The 16,933-nt window shown below is 61.1% G+C and carries 16 protein-coding genes and 1 pseudogene; 7 read left to right on the top strand and 10 right to left on the bottom strand.

Features of this window, described 5'->3' with window-relative positions; all coding sequences use genetic code 11:
- Positions 1-92: 92 nt before the first annotated feature.
- The 8 genes from EDC31_RS18415 to EDC31_RS15685 form a co-directional block, all read right to left on the bottom strand.
- Positions 93-416: a hypothetical protein gene (locus EDC31_RS18415; protein WP_158310357.1), complete on the bottom strand. Its 324-nt coding sequence runs from the start codon at positions 414-416 to the stop codon at positions 93-95.
- On the bottom strand, positions 413-1,252 hold the full coding sequence (locus EDC31_RS18410) for a cation:proton antiporter domain-containing protein (RefSeq protein WP_042061287.1): 840 nt from the start codon (positions 1,250-1,252) through the stop codon (positions 413-415). Before EDC31_RS18410 ends, EDC31_RS18415 begins: the two co-directional genes overlap by 4 nt.
- A gap of 88 nt (positions 1,253-1,340) precedes the next feature.
- Positions 1,341-2,060 (bottom strand): PA1136 family autoinducer-binding transcriptional regulator, encoded by a 720-nt coding sequence (locus tag EDC31_RS15705; protein WP_042061285.1) that lies wholly within the window; start codon positions 2,058-2,060, stop codon positions 1,341-1,343.
- Between the two features lie 66 nt (positions 2,061-2,126).
- Positions 2,127-2,546 (bottom strand): nuclear transport factor 2 family protein, encoded by a 420-nt coding sequence (locus tag EDC31_RS15700; RefSeq protein ID WP_042061298.1) that lies wholly within the window; start codon positions 2,544-2,546, stop codon positions 2,127-2,129.
- A 30-nt stretch (positions 2,547-2,576) separates the two neighbouring features.
- A complete protein-coding gene (locus tag EDC31_RS15695; RefSeq protein ID WP_042061283.1) occupies positions 2,577-3,575 on the bottom strand; it encodes an NADP-dependent oxidoreductase in 999 nt (332 codons plus the stop codon).
- Positions 3,576-3,858: 283 nt separating this feature from the next.
- The gene (hchA, locus tag EDC31_RS15690; protein ID WP_042061281.1) at positions 3,859-4,728 is read right to left on the bottom strand and encodes a glyoxalase III HchA; all 870 of its coding nucleotides are present in this window, start codon (positions 4,726-4,728) and stop codon (positions 3,859-3,861) included.
- 496 nt (positions 4,729-5,224) lie between these two features.
- Positions 5,225-5,380: a hypothetical protein gene (locus EDC31_RS17825; RefSeq protein ID WP_158310356.1), complete on the bottom strand. Its 156-nt coding sequence runs from the start codon at positions 5,378-5,380 to the stop codon at positions 5,225-5,227.
- Between the two features lie 25 nt (positions 5,381-5,405).
- On the bottom strand, positions 5,406-6,305 hold the full coding sequence (locus EDC31_RS15685; RefSeq protein ID WP_042061278.1) for a LysR family transcriptional regulator: 900 nt from the start codon (positions 6,303-6,305) through the stop codon (positions 5,406-5,408).
- Between the two features lie 137 nt (positions 6,306-6,442).
- Between EDC31_RS15685 and EDC31_RS15680 the strand changes: the two genes are divergently transcribed.
- From EDC31_RS15680 to EDC31_RS15650, 7 genes are all read left to right on the top strand, one after another.
- Complete coding sequence (locus tag EDC31_RS15680) at positions 6,443-7,384, top strand: 3-hydroxyacyl-CoA dehydrogenase NAD-binding domain-containing protein (protein WP_042061297.1); 942 nt, start codon at positions 6,443-6,445, stop codon at positions 7,382-7,384.
- A gap of 34 nt (positions 7,385-7,418) precedes the next feature.
- Positions 7,419-8,912 carry a CoA transferase gene (locus EDC31_RS15675; protein WP_204366703.1) on the top strand — a complete coding sequence of 498 codons (1,494 nt, stop codon included), beginning with the start codon at positions 7,419-7,421 and terminating at the stop codon, positions 8,910-8,912.
- Positions 8,913-8,967: 55 nt separating this feature from the next.
- Positions 8,968-9,870 (top strand): SMP-30/gluconolactonase/LRE family protein, encoded by a 903-nt coding sequence (locus EDC31_RS15670; RefSeq protein WP_042061275.1) that lies wholly within the window; start codon positions 8,968-8,970, stop codon positions 9,868-9,870.
- A 265-nt stretch (positions 9,871-10,135) separates the two neighbouring features.
- Positions 10,136-10,432 carry a YtcA family lipoprotein gene (locus EDC31_RS15665; RefSeq protein WP_052512163.1) on the top strand — a complete coding sequence of 99 codons (297 nt, stop codon included), beginning with the start codon at positions 10,136-10,138 and terminating at the stop codon, positions 10,430-10,432.
- A gap of 2 nt (positions 10,433-10,434) precedes the next feature.
- A complete protein-coding gene (locus EDC31_RS15660; RefSeq protein ID WP_042061274.1) occupies positions 10,435-11,466 on the top strand; it encodes an efflux RND transporter periplasmic adaptor subunit in 1,032 nt (343 codons plus the stop codon).
- The gene (locus EDC31_RS15655; RefSeq protein WP_042061271.1) at positions 11,463-13,670 is read left to right on the top strand and encodes an FUSC family protein; all 2,208 of its coding nucleotides are present in this window, start codon (positions 11,463-11,465) and stop codon (positions 13,668-13,670) included. Before EDC31_RS15660 ends, EDC31_RS15655 begins: the two co-directional genes overlap by 4 nt.
- Before the next feature lie 29 nt (positions 13,671-13,699).
- Complete coding sequence (locus EDC31_RS15650) at positions 13,700-15,238, top strand: TolC family protein (protein ID WP_158310355.1); 1,539 nt, start codon at positions 13,700-13,702, stop codon at positions 15,236-15,238.
- A gap of 227 nt (positions 15,239-15,465) precedes the next feature.
- Here the strand turns inward: EDC31_RS15650 and EDC31_RS15645 are convergent.
- Positions 15,466-15,923, bottom strand: a pseudogene (locus EDC31_RS15645) (IS5/IS1182 family transposase); the annotation flags it as partial.
- Positions 15,924-16,007: 84 nt separating this feature from the next.
- The gene (locus EDC31_RS15640; protein WP_042062955.1) at positions 16,008-16,535 is read right to left on the bottom strand and encodes a GlcG/HbpS family heme-binding protein; all 528 of its coding nucleotides are present in this window, start codon (positions 16,533-16,535) and stop codon (positions 16,008-16,010) included.
- Between the last annotated feature and the right edge of the window lie 398 nt (positions 16,536-16,933).

Here is a 16,933-nt window from a genome sequence, read left to right as displayed (position 1 = left end):
ACGTTCCCGGACCTCAGGCGAAAATCTCTGGCTCATCATGTTCATCATGGCTCCTTCTCACAGATAGGAGCCTCCGGGAAACCCGGGACGCTTCAGGCATGCCGAGCGCGTTGCATGAACTGGTCGAGAAGCGCGGGAGAAACGCCCGCATCCGGTTCCAGCCTCTCCGCCGCGAGGCGCTGGGCCTCCGTGATCTGCGCCATGATTTCCGCGCGCGTCATGAGGGCAGCCTGCTCCGAACGCGCGCCCGAGCCGAGCAGGGAAATGATCCATCCAAGCGAGGTGCCTTGCAGCACGACGGTGACCATCACGGTCGTGAATGCGGCGACGACGATCAGGGAGCGGCCGGGCATGGCATCGGGCAGCGCCAGGGCGATTGCGATCGTCATCACGCCGCGCATTCCGACCCAGTTCACGATGAACGCATCCCGCCAGGATGGAGGGGCATGGGGCGGCCGGTGAGTGCGGCGCATGCACGGGTTACCGGGATCGCACCGTAGACCCACAGGAAACGCGCGAGAAAGATCGCCGCCAGTGTCCCGCACACAGGCACGCCGTAAAGCGCCCAGACGCCAGGCAGGCTGCCGATCCGCATCGTGATCTCACGCAGCGAGAATCCGATCTGCATGAACACGGCCGCTTCCATCAGGAAGACCACGACTTTCCAGAACGACACGATGTGCGGTCGCATCGAAGCGGAAAAGACCTTGTGCTGGTGCCATCCGATCAGCATGCCGGTCGTGATGGTCGCCAGTACGCCGGAAACTTCGAGCCGCTCATGGATAATGTAGGATCCCCACGAAACCAGCAGGGAGGTCAGCACGACGAGGGAGGTATCCCGCAGGCGCGGATAGATGCGGATCGCCGTCAGACCGATCACCAGTCCCACCGCCACGCCGCCAGCCGTGAGCATCGAAAAGGTCTGCATCGCTGTCCCGATGCTGAAGCGATGCGAGATCGGCGCGACCACAGCCACGCGAACCAGCATCAGGCTGGCCGCATCGTTCAGAAGGCTCTCGCCCTGCAACTGCGCCTGCACGCGGCCCGCGCGACGACGGCGTCGGGGCGGCGGCATGAAGAGGATCAGAGCAAGTTCGGGCGGCATTTCGATACGGGGGCCGGGGATCATGGCCAGAGCCGTTCCCCCTGCGATCAGCGCGATCGACGATGGAAGCCGCAGCCGCTGAGCCACGACCTCCAGGGCGATGATCAGAAGAAGGAGGAGAAATTCAAAGAGATCCGTGGCGGCCATCGAGGCTCCGGGCGTGCTGCGGCGGCACTGTCGCTCCATCCTTATGCGGCTCTTCGACCGGAAGCCACGACGGAAAACGATCCGGCCTTCAGCTCTCGATATCGCCACTCTGTATGGCCGTGCGGATAGCCTGGGCCGTGGTCGATGCGCCAAGCCGTTTACGGATACGTCGCAGATGGTTTTCGACTGTGCGTTCCGAAAGCCCGAGGATTGCCGCGATATCGATCTGACGGCGTCCCGCCGCAGTCCAGGACAGCACTTCGCGCTCCCGTTCCGAAAGACGGACCGCACTATTCTCGCTCGGGCCGTCAAGCAGCCCGCGCACGGTCGAGAATGCGGTGTCGGCGACCAGGGAAAGGGCGAGGCGCGCCGTGACCGAAGCGTCGATCCGCGTCCCCCCCAGGCTCATGGCGCCTTCGAGGCCAAGCGGCCCGAAGATCGGGATCTGAATGCCATGGATGCCCTCTCCGGTCGGAGTCTGGACCATGCGGTAGCATTCTCCGGACGCTCCGGACGTCTTGGTCCAGAAGAACGGCGCGTGTGCCTCGATCATATGATGCGTCACCGGACAGCGCCGGACATAGCTGGAGGCATCGACGGATTTGCCCCCGCCAAACCAGTCGCCCTCGACCCAGTATATGCGATCGACGACGTCCTCGCGCGCCGAAGACGCCGCAAACAGCACGAAGCGGTCATACCCAAGCATGCGCCCGAACGACCGGATGGCATCCTCGACGGTTTCCTGCGTTTCGGCTTTCGCGACCAGGGTCGCGGTCGCAAACGCCGTTTCGGCAATCGAGCCTGTCATGTCCGGCCTCCCCGGCGACCGGTGCGACCGGTTTCCCTCATCTTCCCGTTACCTTCCCAAACGACATCAGGCCAGAGTGGTCTTGCCCAGCATCGTAAACCACGCGGCATTGTCCCAGTATGCCGTCATGCGATCGATGCCGCCGTCAGGGCTGCCGGTGACGATGAAGGCGTGCGGCAGTTCGAATCGCTTGCCCAGATTGGGAATGTCGAATCCGTCCTTCGCCTGCGTACCCGAAATCATGATCTCAACTGTCACGGAACGGCCGTCATCACCAGCATAAAGGGCCATGATCCTGTTCGTCAGGTCGGGGAAGACGTTTATCAGCCCGGTCCAGATGGCAACGCCCTGCTGACGCGCGGAGCCGTCGAGACCGACGGGGACGTAGTGAATGGTCCCGCCGTCCGAGAAACACGCGAGCATGGCGTCGATATCCTGTCGGCGATAGGCCTCGAAGAACGTCTCGACGGTGGTGGTGAGTGACATTTGAATCGCCTCCATCAGAACTATCGGGCGTTACCCGCCCACATGCACAAGCGCCTTGCCGGTATTGCCGCCGCTGAACAGCGAGAAGAATGCCTCCGGTCCGCTCTCGAGACCCTCGAAGGTCGTGTAGCGGCTCTGGATCAGGCCCTTGGACACCCAGTATCCCATTTGCGCCAGACACTCACTGCGGCGCGCCATGAAATCACTGTTGATAAAGCCACGAATCTGCAGGCGTTTGGAAATGACCCGGAACAGGTTCGAGAACCCGATCGGTGCGTCGGAGTTGTACATCCCGATCATGCCGCAGATCGCGAAACGGGCATCACGATTCGCGATTCCCATCGCCGCGTCGAGCTGTTCGCCGCCGACATTGTCGAAATACACGTCCAGACCGTCAGGAGCCGCCGCGCGCAGCTTGTCCTCGAACGGGCCGGGCGACTTGTAATCGATGACATGATCAGCACCCAGGCCGCGCACGAAGTCGCATTTCTCCGTGCCGCCAGCCGAGCCGATGACGGTCATGCCGCGCAGCTTGGCGATCTGCACCACCAACGACCCGACGGCCCCCGCGGCGGCCGACACGAACACGACATCGCCCGGTTTGGCTTCGGCGACGTCGAACAGCCCGAAATAGGCCGTCATCCCGATGGCGCCCAGCACATCAAGGAAGGATTCATCCTTCAGCTCGCCGTCCGGCAACGAGAGGGCATCTTCGGCCCTCAGGGTCGCGCGATCCCGCCAGCCCAGGAAGTGGCTGACCCGATCGCCGACCTTGAAACGGTCCGAGCGTGTTTCGACCACCCGACCGACGGCGGCGCCCGTCATGGGCGCGTTCAGCGCGAACGGCGCGATGTAGCTGTCCTCCCCCTCGTCCATGCGCGGGCGCATGTAGGGATCGACGGAGAAGAAGCTGTTGGCCACCCTGATCTCGCCGTCGTTCAACGGCTGGTCGGGTGTTTCCCGCAAGGCGAAATTCTCCATGGTCGGAGAGCCCTTGGGACGGGAGACGAGTGTCCAGGCACGGGACATCTGTTTCTCTTTCAGGACAGGACATGCGGCATGAGTCTGGCTCACAAGGCATTCGACAAGGCGCGACAGGTCGGCGCCAATATCGGGAGCCGTAACGCGACCGAACGTCCGGGCGTATTTCCACCGGACACAGGTTCGGCGGAAATAATCCGGTTTGTTGTTTTTACGAGCATCTTCACCTGTCTGACGGCATACATCCAAACAGGATCCGTTCTCGGTAGAACAGGAACGTCACGCGGTTGCAGGGTGTATGACATCCCGTGCGACCGCGCGCGGCTCCGGCTTATTTATTGACGGCTTCTAGCAACGCCGTGGCCGCGAGTTTGCCGAGATTGTTCGACGCAAGCGGACTGTCGCCAGTCAGCAGGTGACGATCGCGATGCACCTGGCCGGTGATGCCCGTGTTGAGGATCTTTACATTGTACTTGCGAAGGTTTTCACCCACCAGCCACGCCATCGGGCCGGGAATGTAGCCGATCTCGATATTCGCCCCGGTGTCCAGCGTGTCCGGGAACACGCACATCTCATACCCTTCATAGGCGAACTTGCCGCCATCGACCGCCGTGGCCAGAAGGCTGGCCGGGCCGTGGCAGAGCGAGATCGTGAAACGCTCGTTGGCCTGCGCCCAGTGCAGGATGTCACCGACCTGCCTGCTGAACGGGACACCGTTGAGCACGCCGTGGCCGCCAGGGATGAACACGCCGAGATACGGCGTCTCGGCCGTAAAGCCGTCGCCGATCACGTCCGCGAGTTTCTTCGGCGCCTTGAGCTGCTTTTCGTATTTCTTGTAGATCGACTTGACGGCCTCGTCCTCGTGCGGGAACGCCCACCACTCGAACTTCACCGGATCGCCGGAAATGGTTGCGACGTCGATCTCGAAGCCCGCCGCGTCCAGATGGTACATGGGCAGGAGCATTTCGACCGGATGATTGCCGGTCGAGAAGAACTCGCCGCCCTTCATCATCAGATAACGCTCCTGAGACCCGATCATCAGGATCTTCCACTTTCCGCCCGTATAGGGCTTCGGATAGGTCGTACCGTCGAAATCGGTCTTCGAGGACGTGTATTTGGTCAGGGAGTATTCCGACGGGAAGAAGGCGTCGTCCTCTGCCCGATCAGGAACCGGAGCGCGGCTCAGTTGTTCATCGCTCATGGATCTTCTCCTGTTGTTAAGCCTGCCGCTACCGGTTGATGCGTGGTGAATTTCCAGGATCTTCCTGCCACGATCAGCCGGACCGATAAGGCATGGACCGGAGCATAGGCCATTCCATCCGGAAGAAAATGAGGGAAATCCCTCAATGTATGATTTCACGATTTTTCAACACTCATGGCGCCGCTGCCAATCGTGGCTGCGCGCCGTCTCTTGTCCTCGCTTCGCCCACGCCATCCCTTGCCGGGTCGAGAAAAATACACAAATACGTGAACAGGTCGCCATTTTTTCGAAACCGCCTCAATCCGGTCGCCTCACCATCGATCGCAATCAGATATTCAGGCAGTCACGGAGACGGACGCCCTGACCAGGCCGCTGGACGTACATATCGTGTTCTCGAATCTTGGCCCATACAGGATGATGGGTTTCGCCCAGCCGCTGGTGGATGCGATGAAACGGGATGGCACACGGCGGCGACATTCGTCATGAGCGTGATCGATCACCCGAAACGCCATATCGGCGAGTCGCTGGCCGTCAGCTCGACCTGACGGCGATTGCATGCGGCTGCGTCTAAGGAAGCAGAAAATAAAAAATCATATTCCGCTCTTTCTTCATATTCCGCTCTTTCTGGCGCGCGCAGGGCGTGATCCGCCATGCCCCGTCCGCGATTCCAATGAGGGTCACGCCTGCTGCCCGACGGGATGCGTGTCGCGACCCCACCTGTCCCGCACGATTGAAACGAGAGCGCTTGCTCTGGAATGACTTTTGGGCCGGTGCCCGATCATCAGGGGCAACGCCGCGGGACCGTCCGCGAGTTGCCGGACCAGAACGCCGGGCAAAAGGAACTGCGACGTGAATGTCGGCAGAAGCGAGAAGCCGTTGACCGCCCGTATGAGAGAGAATGCGGAGGCCGTATTGCCGGCTTCGTGAGTCGGTTCGAGCGACAGGTTTTTTCGCTGAGCCCAGATTTCGATCGCGCGCCACAGGGCTGGTGCCGACTGGCGGGCGACAGAAACATAGGTTTGCCGGACAAGGTCGGTATAACCAATCTCCGTCCGCCGTGCGAGCGGGTGCCCGGCAGACAGGAAAAGAGCGATCTCGTTATGACCCGTCAGGTCGAAATGAATGTCCGGCGCGTCCTCATCCTGTCTCAGGAATGCGATGTCGATCGTGCCGGCGCGTAGTGCATCGATGAGGCGCGGAGAAGACGCTCCCGTGATCCGCATCTCCGCCTCACTGGAATACTTGGCGACGATCCGATTGAGTTGAGGCAGGACCGTATCCTCGAGACCGGGCAGAATACCGACACGAAGAATTGCGGGGGCACTTCGGGCCGCGGCAACTGCGTCGTCGACCTGTTTGAGAATCTGTCGGCAATGTTCGAGAAATATGAAACCGGCGTCGGTCAGATAGATGCCGCGTGACTTTCGGTCGAACAATTTGACGCCCAGGCCCTCCTCCAGATCGAGAAGTTGGCGGCTGAGAGAGGGTTGCGAGGTGTGCAATTGGGATCGTGCCGCGCCGGACACGCTGCCGCTATCAGCCACGGCAACGAAATAACGGATATGGCGCAGCTCCATCCATGCCCCTCAAGCATCTCTGATACAGATATCAAGTCTTGGGAACTCTGGCAACGAAACCCTATTTTCTCCTTGGACACGAAACCCGACGGCCCCCATCGACGATGCCGTTCCGTGGCCTGGGAGAGAACGAAATCATGAATACGATCCGGAAAATTGGCGTCATAGGATGCGGTGTCATCGGCGCGAGCTGGGCCGCCTATTTTCTGGCGCGCGGCTTCGACGTCAGCGCGACCGACCCGGCACCGGACGCGGAACGGACTCTGCGCCGACTCGTTGCACGGGACTGGATTCTGCTCAGCAAGATGGGGTTGTCACCGGGGGCGTCGATGGAACGGCTGAGTTTCAACACCGACCCCATCACGGCGATGGCTGATGTCGATTTCATTCAGGAGAACGGTCCCGAGCGCGTCGATATCAAGCGGACCCTCCTTGCGGAAATCACACCGGCCATTCGCGAGGACGTGATCATCGCGAGTTCGACGTCGGGTATCCGGATATCGGACATTCAGGACGCAGCCATTCATCCGGAGCGCGTGGTGCTCGGCCATCCGTTCAACCCGCCGCATCTGATTCCGCTGGTGGAGGTCGTCGGCGGCAAGGAAACCTCGCCTCAGGTGATCGAGCGAACGCTCAGGTTCTATCGCGATATCGGCAAGAAGGCGATCCATGTCCGGCGCGAGGTCAAGGGGCATGTGGCGAACCGGTTGCAGGCGGCCCTCTTTCGCGAGGCCTTTTCTCTGGTTCACGAGGGGGTTGCGTCCGTCGCGGATGTCGACGCGGCAATTTCTCACGGACCTGGTCTGCGCTGGGCGCTCCTGGGGCCGTTCATGAACCTGAATCTGTCCGGCGGCAGTGGCGGCATCGCCCATGTGATCGATCATCTGGGACCGCCGATTGAAACATGGTGGGCGGACCTCGGAACGCTTTCGTCCTTCACGCCGGAAATCAAGGCGGAAGCCGTCGAGGGGATCAGGGATGAACTCGGCGGGCACGCGGTGGCTGATGTCGAAAATCAGCGCGACGACGTTCTGATTCAACTTCTCGCACTGAAGGACAAGGCGGCAGACCTGCCCTGATTGCAATTTTCCACTGTCGCGTGAGGCGCACATCATGGATATGACGATCGAAGACCGGATTCGGCGTTCGCTTTCGACGCCGCTCACGTCGGATGATACGATTGATCCTGCGCGGGAGTTGCAGGACGTTCTGACCTCCGTCGGCCTGGATACCGGCGATTCGGGTGGCACTGTCACGTTCATCGGCAAGGACCCGATCATTTCGAGCCCATGGCCTTTGGCGACGATGGCCGGCGTTTCGCTGATGGCCAAGGCTGTCGCTTTCGCGAGCATCTGGAAGGCTCGGACCGGGGAAGGTCAGGATCTGTCCGTCGATCTTCGCACGGTGCTGCACAGGCTTTGTCCGTTTTATGACAGGAAGTGGGAGTTGCTGAACGGCTATCCGCCCGGCGCGCCCTCCGATCCGGTGAACCCGTTCTTGCCGAGTTATATGTACCAGACCCGGGATGAGCGCTGGATACAATTGCTCAACATCTATCCGACGACGAAGAGCCAGGCGCTCGCATTGCTGGGCTGCAATGACAGCGTGACGGCGGTTGCCGCGGCCGTTCGGAAACATGACGGCCTCGCTCTGGAGGAACGATTCAACGAAGCGGGATTGCAGGCAACGCTCGTTCGCACCGCCGACGAATTCCTCGCGACGGAACAGTTTTCCTATCTCAAGGATATGCCGCTGGTCGAGATCACGAAAATCGGCGACAGCGATCCCGTGCCGTTCAAACCGTCGCCCCGAACGCCGCTGGACGGCATTCGGGCCACGGGGGTCGGCCATGTGATCGCGGGGGCGGGACTGGGGAGGGCTCTTGCCCATCACGCCGCGGACGTTCTCAATATATGGACGCCCGGCGATTTCGAGGTCGACCTCGTCTATTACAGCGCCAATGTCGGCATGCGCTCGTCGATGCTCGACCTGAAGGCCGCCGAGGGCATGTCGCGCTTCAGGGAACTGATACGGGGGGCGGACATCTTCTTTTCGAACCGTCGTCCCGGCTATCTGGCGCGCCACAACCTGACGGCGGAGCAGTTGGCGGAGATCAATCCCGGCCTGATCCATGTGGACATGTCGCTCTACGGCTGGAAGGGGCCTTGGGCGGATCGGATCGGCTTCGATCAGAATGCCGGCGGCGTGAGCGGCGTCTTTACGCACGAGGGCACGCCTGAGAGACCGAAACTCACCGAGATTTTCGTCGTGAACGATTTTGCGATGTCCTGGATTTCGAGTGTCGCGGTGGCGGCCGCGCTGCGTCGGCGTGCCGTGGAAGGCGGAAGTTATCGCATCCGCATCTCACTGGCGCGCCTGTCGCTCTGGCTGCTGCATATGGGCATTTTCGACAAATCCTACGCTGCCGCGATGGCGGGAACGGCTGGCGGGCACGAATATTTCGATCCCGAACTTTTCCAGGCAGAGACACCATGCGGCCATTATCAGGGTGTGACCGATCAGGTAACAATGTCGCGTACGCCGGGTTTCTACGCCACGCCACTCGTGCCCAGGGGAGCGAGCAGGCCGGAGTGGCTTTCACCCTGACGGCGCGCGCCTGCGCATCCGCCTGTTCGATGCGCGACATGAAAGGAAAATATTCATGAGCAATCACAGTGCTTCACAGGGGCGACTGGCCCTGCTCGACGTTTTCGGCGGCCATGTGACCGTCATTGACCTGGCATCGGGGGAGACCGTGTTGAACATCGATGGTGCCGGACATCCCGATGGCATTCAGGTCGATGTGTCGGCGGACTCTCTCTACTGGACGGACATGGGGGCGGAGCGGGAGGGTGAAGATTTCCTCGCGCCGGATGGCAGGATCATGCGCTGCAAGCTGGATGGTTCAGGATCGACCGAACTGGTCGGCGGCGGGACGATCCATACCCCGAAGCAACTGGTGCTGGAGCCGGACCACAGGATGCTCTACTGGTGTGACCGCGAAGGCGGCCGCGTCATGCGCGCGGGCACGGATGGCAGCGGCCTGACAACGCTGGTCGAACGTGGCCGTGGCGAACCCATCCCCCGTGACAAAATGAATCAGTGCGTGGGCATCGTGGTCGATCGGGCGCGCGGCCATCTCTACTGGACCCAGAAAGGACCGCCCAAAGGCGGACGCGGAAGGATTTTCCGGGCGAAGCTCGATATTCCCGAAGGCGAAATGCCATGGAACCGGTCCGACATCCTCGTGCTCCTTGAGCATCTGCCCGAACCCATCGACCTCGAAATAGACCATCGGAACGGTTTTCTGTACTGGACCGATCGTGGCGCCGAACCCGATGGAAACTCGCTCAACCGGGCGCGTCTCACCGATGTCGGCCTGTCATCGCACGAGGTTGTCGCCCGGGGCTTCAAGGAGGCGATCGGAATGGCCCTCGCTCCTTCCGGAGACATCGCCTACGTTTCGGACCTCTCCGGAAAAGTCTACGAGGTCGCCCTGCGGACAGGAAAGAAGACCGCCATCTTCGACCTGGGGCGACCCGTCACCGGCATTGTCTTTTTCTGACCGGGTGCCCGAAGCACCTCTCATGCCATGAGGGAAATCCCTCATTTCAGCGGCGGCAGATCTTCTGCCGCCGGTTCCGAGCAGGGGTGTATGGGGGGGTGGACAAGCCGGCAGCGTTGCCGTCCGGCCACCTTTTCGGGGAAGTGGCGCGAAAAATCTCTTCCGGCGCGGGAGATGCTGCTTTTTCGTTGCCCGGCCGATTTCGTTTTCGCCTGACATGACATAGAATCAGGGTCCCTGAATCAGCCTATGGGGAAATACAGTTATGCGTGCGCACCTGATCATGCAAAACAGGAAAAAATATTTCCCGATCGAATCAGCTGGGCTTGCTCTTCCTCTTTTCTTGTGTGGCTGCTCATCCGCGCCGTTGCAGAACGTCCTGGGGTCTTTCTTTCCTTCATGGATGATCTGCGTCATGCTGGGCGCCGTATCGTCCGCCCTTCTCAGGGCGCTGATCGGCATGTTCGGCGTGCCTGAAGCCGTGCCGGTCCCGATGCTGACATATCTGGCATTCGCGCTTTCCATCACATTCCTTATCTGGCTTCTGGTTTTCGGACACTGAACATGGGAAGCTTCCAGTTTTCTCCCTCCCGGATCGGCGGAATCGCGCTTCTCGTCCTGTCCCTGTTCGGGTGTACGGTTCTCGGCATCTTCGTCCTCGATCGGCTGCATCAACGACCCAGGACGGAAGACGCCTATCTTTCCGCGGACATCGTCCATCTTGCTCCCGAAGTCAGCGGACGAATCGTTTCTCTTGTTGTCCGGGACAACCAGCACGTTCAGCGTGGGCAGGTCCTTTTCGTCATCGACCCCGAGCCGTTTGAATATCGCGTTCAGCAGGCCGAGGCGCAGGTCGAAAATCTCAAGGCGCAGATCGACGTCCAGACGAATCAGGTCAGCTCGCAGCTTTCCCGCGCGGGGGCCGAAGCCAGCAGTGTCAATGCCGCTCGCGCACGTCTTTCTCTCGCGCAGGCCACCCAGGCGCGCCTGGAGCCTTTGACCCGCCAGGGATTCGTAACGCGGGAATCGCTGGACCAGGCACGCACCGAAACCCGCAGCGCGGAAGCGGGTCTCCAGTCGGCCTTGCAGGCCGCGCGCTCGGCGCGGCAGGCCGTGCGCAGCGTCGCCCCCCTCCGGGCCGAACTCGCGGCCGCGCAAGCCGTGCTGAAAGAGGCGCAACGCGATCTCCGCCTGACAACGGTTCGGGCGCCGTGCGACGGAATCGTCACCGATCTCACGATCGCCGCGGGCGAATTCGCAACGACAGGACATCCGGTCTTCACCCTGATCGATGACGAACATTGGTGGGCGATCGCGAATTTTCGGGAAACCCAGCTCTCCACGCTCGAACCGGGACAAAAGGTCAAGATCTATGCCATGGCGAAACCGGACCAGCCGATCCATGGCGTCATCGACAGCCTGAATGCCGGCGTGGTTCCGGACGAAGGCACCAGCGCTGGCGGTCTTCCGAAAGTTCCTCGCACGCTGAACTGGGTGCGCATCGCGCAGCGCTTCCCCGTTCGCATCCTTCTTAGCGATCCCCCAACGCGCCTCATGCGTATCGGCGCCACTGTGGTTGTGGTCGTAATGCCATGAGCACTGGCGTCGCGCTGAAGGATCGCGCGCCCCTGGCCATCGACGAAGGCAACCCGCCAGGTGCCCTCGGCCTGCTCATGGCCGAAATGCTTCCCACGCCAGGGCGGCTGCGCAACACATTGCTTCTTCTGGCACAGGTCGTCATCGCGATCACCATTGGGGAAACGTTCCGTATTCCCATGCTGTCGATCCTGATCATCATCAGCTTTTTCCTGTCCGGGAATGACGGCGCCTCGAATACCAGTACGGCGCTGATGGCAGGCATGACGATCGTCGCAGGCACCGCGCTGACAATCGTGTTCCTGATGCTTAGCCTGTCGGAACCTGGTCTGCGACTTCCATGCATGCTCATGCTGACTCTCTGCGCGGGCTTCCTGTCCCAGGCGGCTACCATGGGACCGCTCTTCAATATCCTGTTCTTCTGGATCGTCTATATGGCGATGAACGCGGATATTCTCGATGCCGTCGGATATTCCGTGGACGGATTCGTCGGAAACACCACGGACAGCGTCGTGCCCGACGCGGCGTTCATGCCGCCCGAAGAGTCGATGCTGCATCTCCTGCTTTGGATAGGATTCGTCTTTCTGATCGGCATCACGCTTCTCGTCGTGACCAACAGGCTGGCAGGACACGACCCTCTCGTGGTCCTGCGCGACGGTCTCGTCGCACGCCTGAACATGATCGCCGATCTCTGCGATGACCAGAGCGGCTCTGCCGAAGACGCGCGCCCCCTCTATCGCTATGCCGAGGCGGGCGTGGCGGACCTCAGGCGCGCTCACGATCTGGCGTCGAAACTTCATCCGGAATTGTCGCGGCACCGTGCCGGTATCGCGATGATCCGCACGATGGCGCGCCTGGTCCTGATCATGGTGTTCCTGCATCCGCTTCAAGGCGGTCAGGACACTGAATTCATGCGCGCCGCCGGACGCGTGGCCCGCGTCTGCGCGAGAACACTTCAGAACCGGCGCCGGGAACTCACGGAGCTTGAGGCCGAAGGGACGGATCTCTCGGCCATGACCGAAAGCTTTCGCGCCGATCCCATGCGTTTTCCTCTAGCCATGGAACTCGCACGCGGCCTCACCGTCGTCCGCTCGCTCATCCTGATCCCGGACGTCGAAAAGCAAGGTTTCACGCCGGAAATCACCGTAGCAGTGCGGTCCTACCTCAAGCCGGATGCCTTCAGAAATCCGGCATACGCGCAGGCCGCCATGCGCATCGCACTGTCCGTCACGATCTGCTATGCTATCACGCGCGCCACCTCGTGGCCGGGTATCCAGACCTGCGTCGTCACATGCTTCCTGGTCTCCCTCGAAACCGTCGGAGATACGGTGCACAAGATGCTGCTGCGCATCACCGGCGCTCTGACCGGCGCGGCATTCGGGATCGGGACGATCCTCCTTCTGATGCCGTACATGACAAATCTGACCGATCTGATTCTGGCTGTCATCCCGGTCACACTCCTGGCCGGATGGATCAAGAGCGGCAGCGAACGCATTTCCTATGCCGGGGTCCAGATTGCCCTTGCCTACTTCATGACGGTCTTGCAGGGATATGGTCCGACGCTCGATATGGAAACCGGGCGTGACCGGGTCGTCGGTATTCTGATCGGCAACATCGTGGTCTATCTGGTGGCTGTGACATTCTGGCCGGTCAGCGTCACGGCGGTGGCGCGCAGACAACTCGTCAATGCCACGCGTATCCTCGGCACGCTCGTCGCCTACCGCCGTACAGAACCCGACGCGCTCGTCGAAACAGCACAGGAAGTCGAGCGTGAAAAATTCGGCAAGGCAATTGCCGCTGTCAGAAACGCCATCGTCAACGCACCCCTCGAAATTTTCGGTTTCAAGCCCTCATCCGGGGCGCGCCAGATTGACGCGCGCATGATCACGGCGATCCAGCTCCTCGCGGTACCCATCGCCATTCTTTCCGATATACGCGTACCCGCCGATAACGCGGTGCAGAAACATGTGGAGCAACTGAAAGGCTGGTTCGACGCCTTCGCGTCATGGATCGACGACGGCCGGAACGGCGGCAGTCTCGTCGAGACACTCCCCCCTGCGCTTGCGTTGCCGGACGATCCTCAGAGGGAAATCTGGTTCGCGGTTCTCGATCAACGGCTGAGACGCATCCTTGAGGATCTCATTCCGGACGACGAACCCGAGACAGCCAAGCCCGCTATCGACGTCCGGCATGTCCGGGCATGATTTCGATGCTGTCTTCCAGGATATTCGTAATGAAAACAGCCGTTCGCTTCGGGTGCACCGCACTCTGCCTTGTCCTGACGGCGTGTAACGACACACGCGATCTCGCCCCCGAGAGCCCGGACAGCCCATGGCGCCCGGTCTCATCGACGGGTCTCAGGATGCCGCCCGGATCAAAAGGCTTCGCCGCGCCGCGCGAGGCCGGGTCGGTGGCGGGGGTCGAAGCGGCACGGGCAGAGACCACCTCCCTGGACGGCATTGGTGAAAAGCCAGTAGGTCTCGTGGAAATGATCGATGTCGCGGAGCGGCATAACCCACAGACACGCATCGCGTGGGAGGCCGCGCGTCAGGCGGCGATCGGGGTCGGAATGTCCCGTGCGGCGCTGCTGCCGCAATTGACGCTCTCCGCAATGGGCGGTTTCCAGCGCCTGGCGTTTCCGCTTCCCAATTACCTTTCGTCCCGAGGGTATCTGACATCGAACGGCGCGGCCGTCTTCCCGAAACTGGAACTCGATTACCTTCTGTTCGATTTCGGACGCACGCGCGCGCTCGTGCAGGAGTCCCAGCAACAAGCTCTGGCTGCGAATTTCGGCTTTACCGCGACGCATCAGGCACTGATCCTCGATGTCATCCGTGCCTACTATGCGCACCAGGCCGCCGGGGCCATCCTTCGCGCCTCTCATTCCGCCGCCGACAACGCCGCGCTGCTCCTGCGCTCCGCCAGAGCGCGCAGGAATAACGGCGAGGCAACGGTCGTCGATGTGGCGCTCGCCGAGCGTAACCTGGCGCAGGCGAATTATGACTGTGACAAGGCGGAAGATGCCGAACATGCGACCAAACATGCGTTGCTCGCCACGATGGGACTGCCCGCCACAACGCGACTGACGGTCCAGACCGTCGACGACCGGCGTTTGCCCGAGATGCCTCCGCAGAAAGTCAACGATCTGATCGACGCCGCCCTGAGGGCACGGCCGGACATTCTGGCCGACGTCGCGAAACTGAGGGCTGCGGACGCGGCCCTGAAAGGCGCCAGGGCCAATCTGGCACCGAGCATCTCGGTTGCGAGCAACGTGTCCGCGTATCTGGGGGAGCTCAAGACGTACGGAACGGCGCAATCGGCTCCGGCGTCCGCCATCGCACAGCCCCAGACCCAGGCCTTCGTCCAGATGACATGGCCGATTTTCCAAGGTGGCCTGCGTGCCAACGCCATTCATATGGCGGAGTCCCGCAAGGCGCAGGCAGAAGCCGCGCTGGCCAAGGACCAGATCGCGGTGGAACGCGAGGTCGCCGACGGACAGGACGAACTCGAAACCGCTCTCGCACAGGTGCATTCGGCGCAGATCCTGCAGAAAACGGCCCAGACGGCCTTTGACAGTGCCTCGCAATCCTACGCGCACGGCGTCGGCACGTTCACCGATGCCTCCAGCGCCATCTCGGCGCTCTACGGAGCACAGGCGGCGCTGGCCGTCAGCAAGGCTCAGGCTTTCACGAAGGCGGCGAGTCTGGCCCACGCGACCGGCCGGCTTGTTTCCCCGGGAAGTTCGTTCGATCACATGAATGATGAAGAATGATGAAATACGTGAAGCCTCCGAAGTTTCCCGGAGGCCAATAGGTATGGATCATGCAGCCATATCGCTGATCTCAAGATCTGCATAATAGTTGGCTTCGGCCTCGGCGGGTGAAGCGTCCCGGGTTTACCGGAAAGTTTTTGGTTCAATAGTCAGGCTGCTTTTTTACCATCGTTCAGGATTGTGTAGAAGATCTCCTCTGCTTCGTTCGGCGTGACGTAACCGATGGCGCTGTGTTGCGGTCTGGCTTTCATTTTCAGGCGCCATGGCTCGGTGATGCGGCGCGGCGTCTTGGTCGGCGGCTCTGGCCGGAAGTCATAAGGGCGCCGATCCACGGGGCGTCCGATGGCAACCAACGGGTCCACGCCCCTGGCCGCAATGTTTCGACGGCCTCCCGGCGGGCCAGCTCGTCCGGCAAGGCCTGGTGATCCATCTCGGTCGCATCCGCCATTTCCGCCCGCTCCATCAAAGTGGCGATGTCGGTGGCCAGTTTCTCGCGCAGTTCTTTCGCGCGATCATAACGGATGGAACAGTATTTCGAGGCGTTGGCATCGATCTTCGTGCCGTCGATCGACACCGTGCCCAGCCGCATCAGTCCTATCTCGCGTGCCAACTCCAGCACATGCAGGAACGCCGCCTCGATCGCCGCACGGTTGCCGCGTCGGAACGTCGCAATCGTGTCATGGTCATGCCATCCGTCGGCGTGGCCTTTGCTTGCAAACGAAGGTAGCAAGACGTCACCGGGGAGCCGTCGCAAAAAGAGTGCGACAGTTCACTGGAAGTCTGCTTTGAACTTGTTGACCGCCTCCTGAGCGCAGGCTTCGTCCTTGTCACCGCCCGGCGCGCCCGAAACACCGATACCGCCGATCACGGTCTTGTCCGCCTTGCGCAGCGTCACACCGCCCGCGATGAACAGTACTTCGGGAACCGTCGCCAGCGAGCCGTCGGCAGGTCCGGTCAACTTCGCGGCGACGAGTTCGCTGGTGGAGTTTTTGTCGAAGGCCATTCCGTAGGAATAGGCGGTATAGGCCTTGCGATAACTGACCGAGAGAGATTGCAACGGCACCGTATCGCCCTTGATGACGGCTTGCTGGTGGCCCGTAGGATCGACCACCGTCGCGGTCACAGAGTAGCCGCGAGTCGCGCAAATCCGCACCGCCTCGGAGGCAAGTTTTTCGGCAGTCGACCAATTGAGTTTCTCGATCGTAACGAGAGTATCAGCTGCATAGGCCGGATCGGCTGAGACAGCGACCGAACCAAAGAGTGCCAACCCTGCGGCTCGAAGGATCAGATTTTTCATTGTGTCTCTCCTGTTTGATGACGACAGCTCTTGGACATTTATCGTTCGAGATGCGGTATGGGCCTTGTGCCGGCAGGGATTGAGCAACGGCGGCGTGCCGATGGTGTCGAACGGAGGCCCGAGCACTGGCGCAGCCAGATCGGGCCAGATGATCGCAATATAAACGTCGCTGCACTGGGGATGATGCGCTATAATCGAAAGCTTCTCACGGAAATTTCGGGGAATAGATGCATCCTGTTGGCGAAATGGAGGTTTTCATTGAAGTCGTTCGACACGGTGGCTTTTCGACCGCTGGGCGCCGGTTAGATGTTTAGTCCCATGATTTGATGGTGCGGATTATGTATGAACCGTGATGGTTCTTTTTCCCACTGCTGGCAAATGAATTCATATGGAGTGAG

The sequence above is a fragment of the Acidomonas methanolica genome (genome assembly GCF_004346035.1).
In the GTDB taxonomy this organism is placed as follows: domain Bacteria; phylum Pseudomonadota; class Alphaproteobacteria; order Acetobacterales; family Acetobacteraceae; genus Acidomonas; species Acidomonas methanolica.
This window is presented reverse-complemented; position numbering and strand designations above follow the sequence as displayed.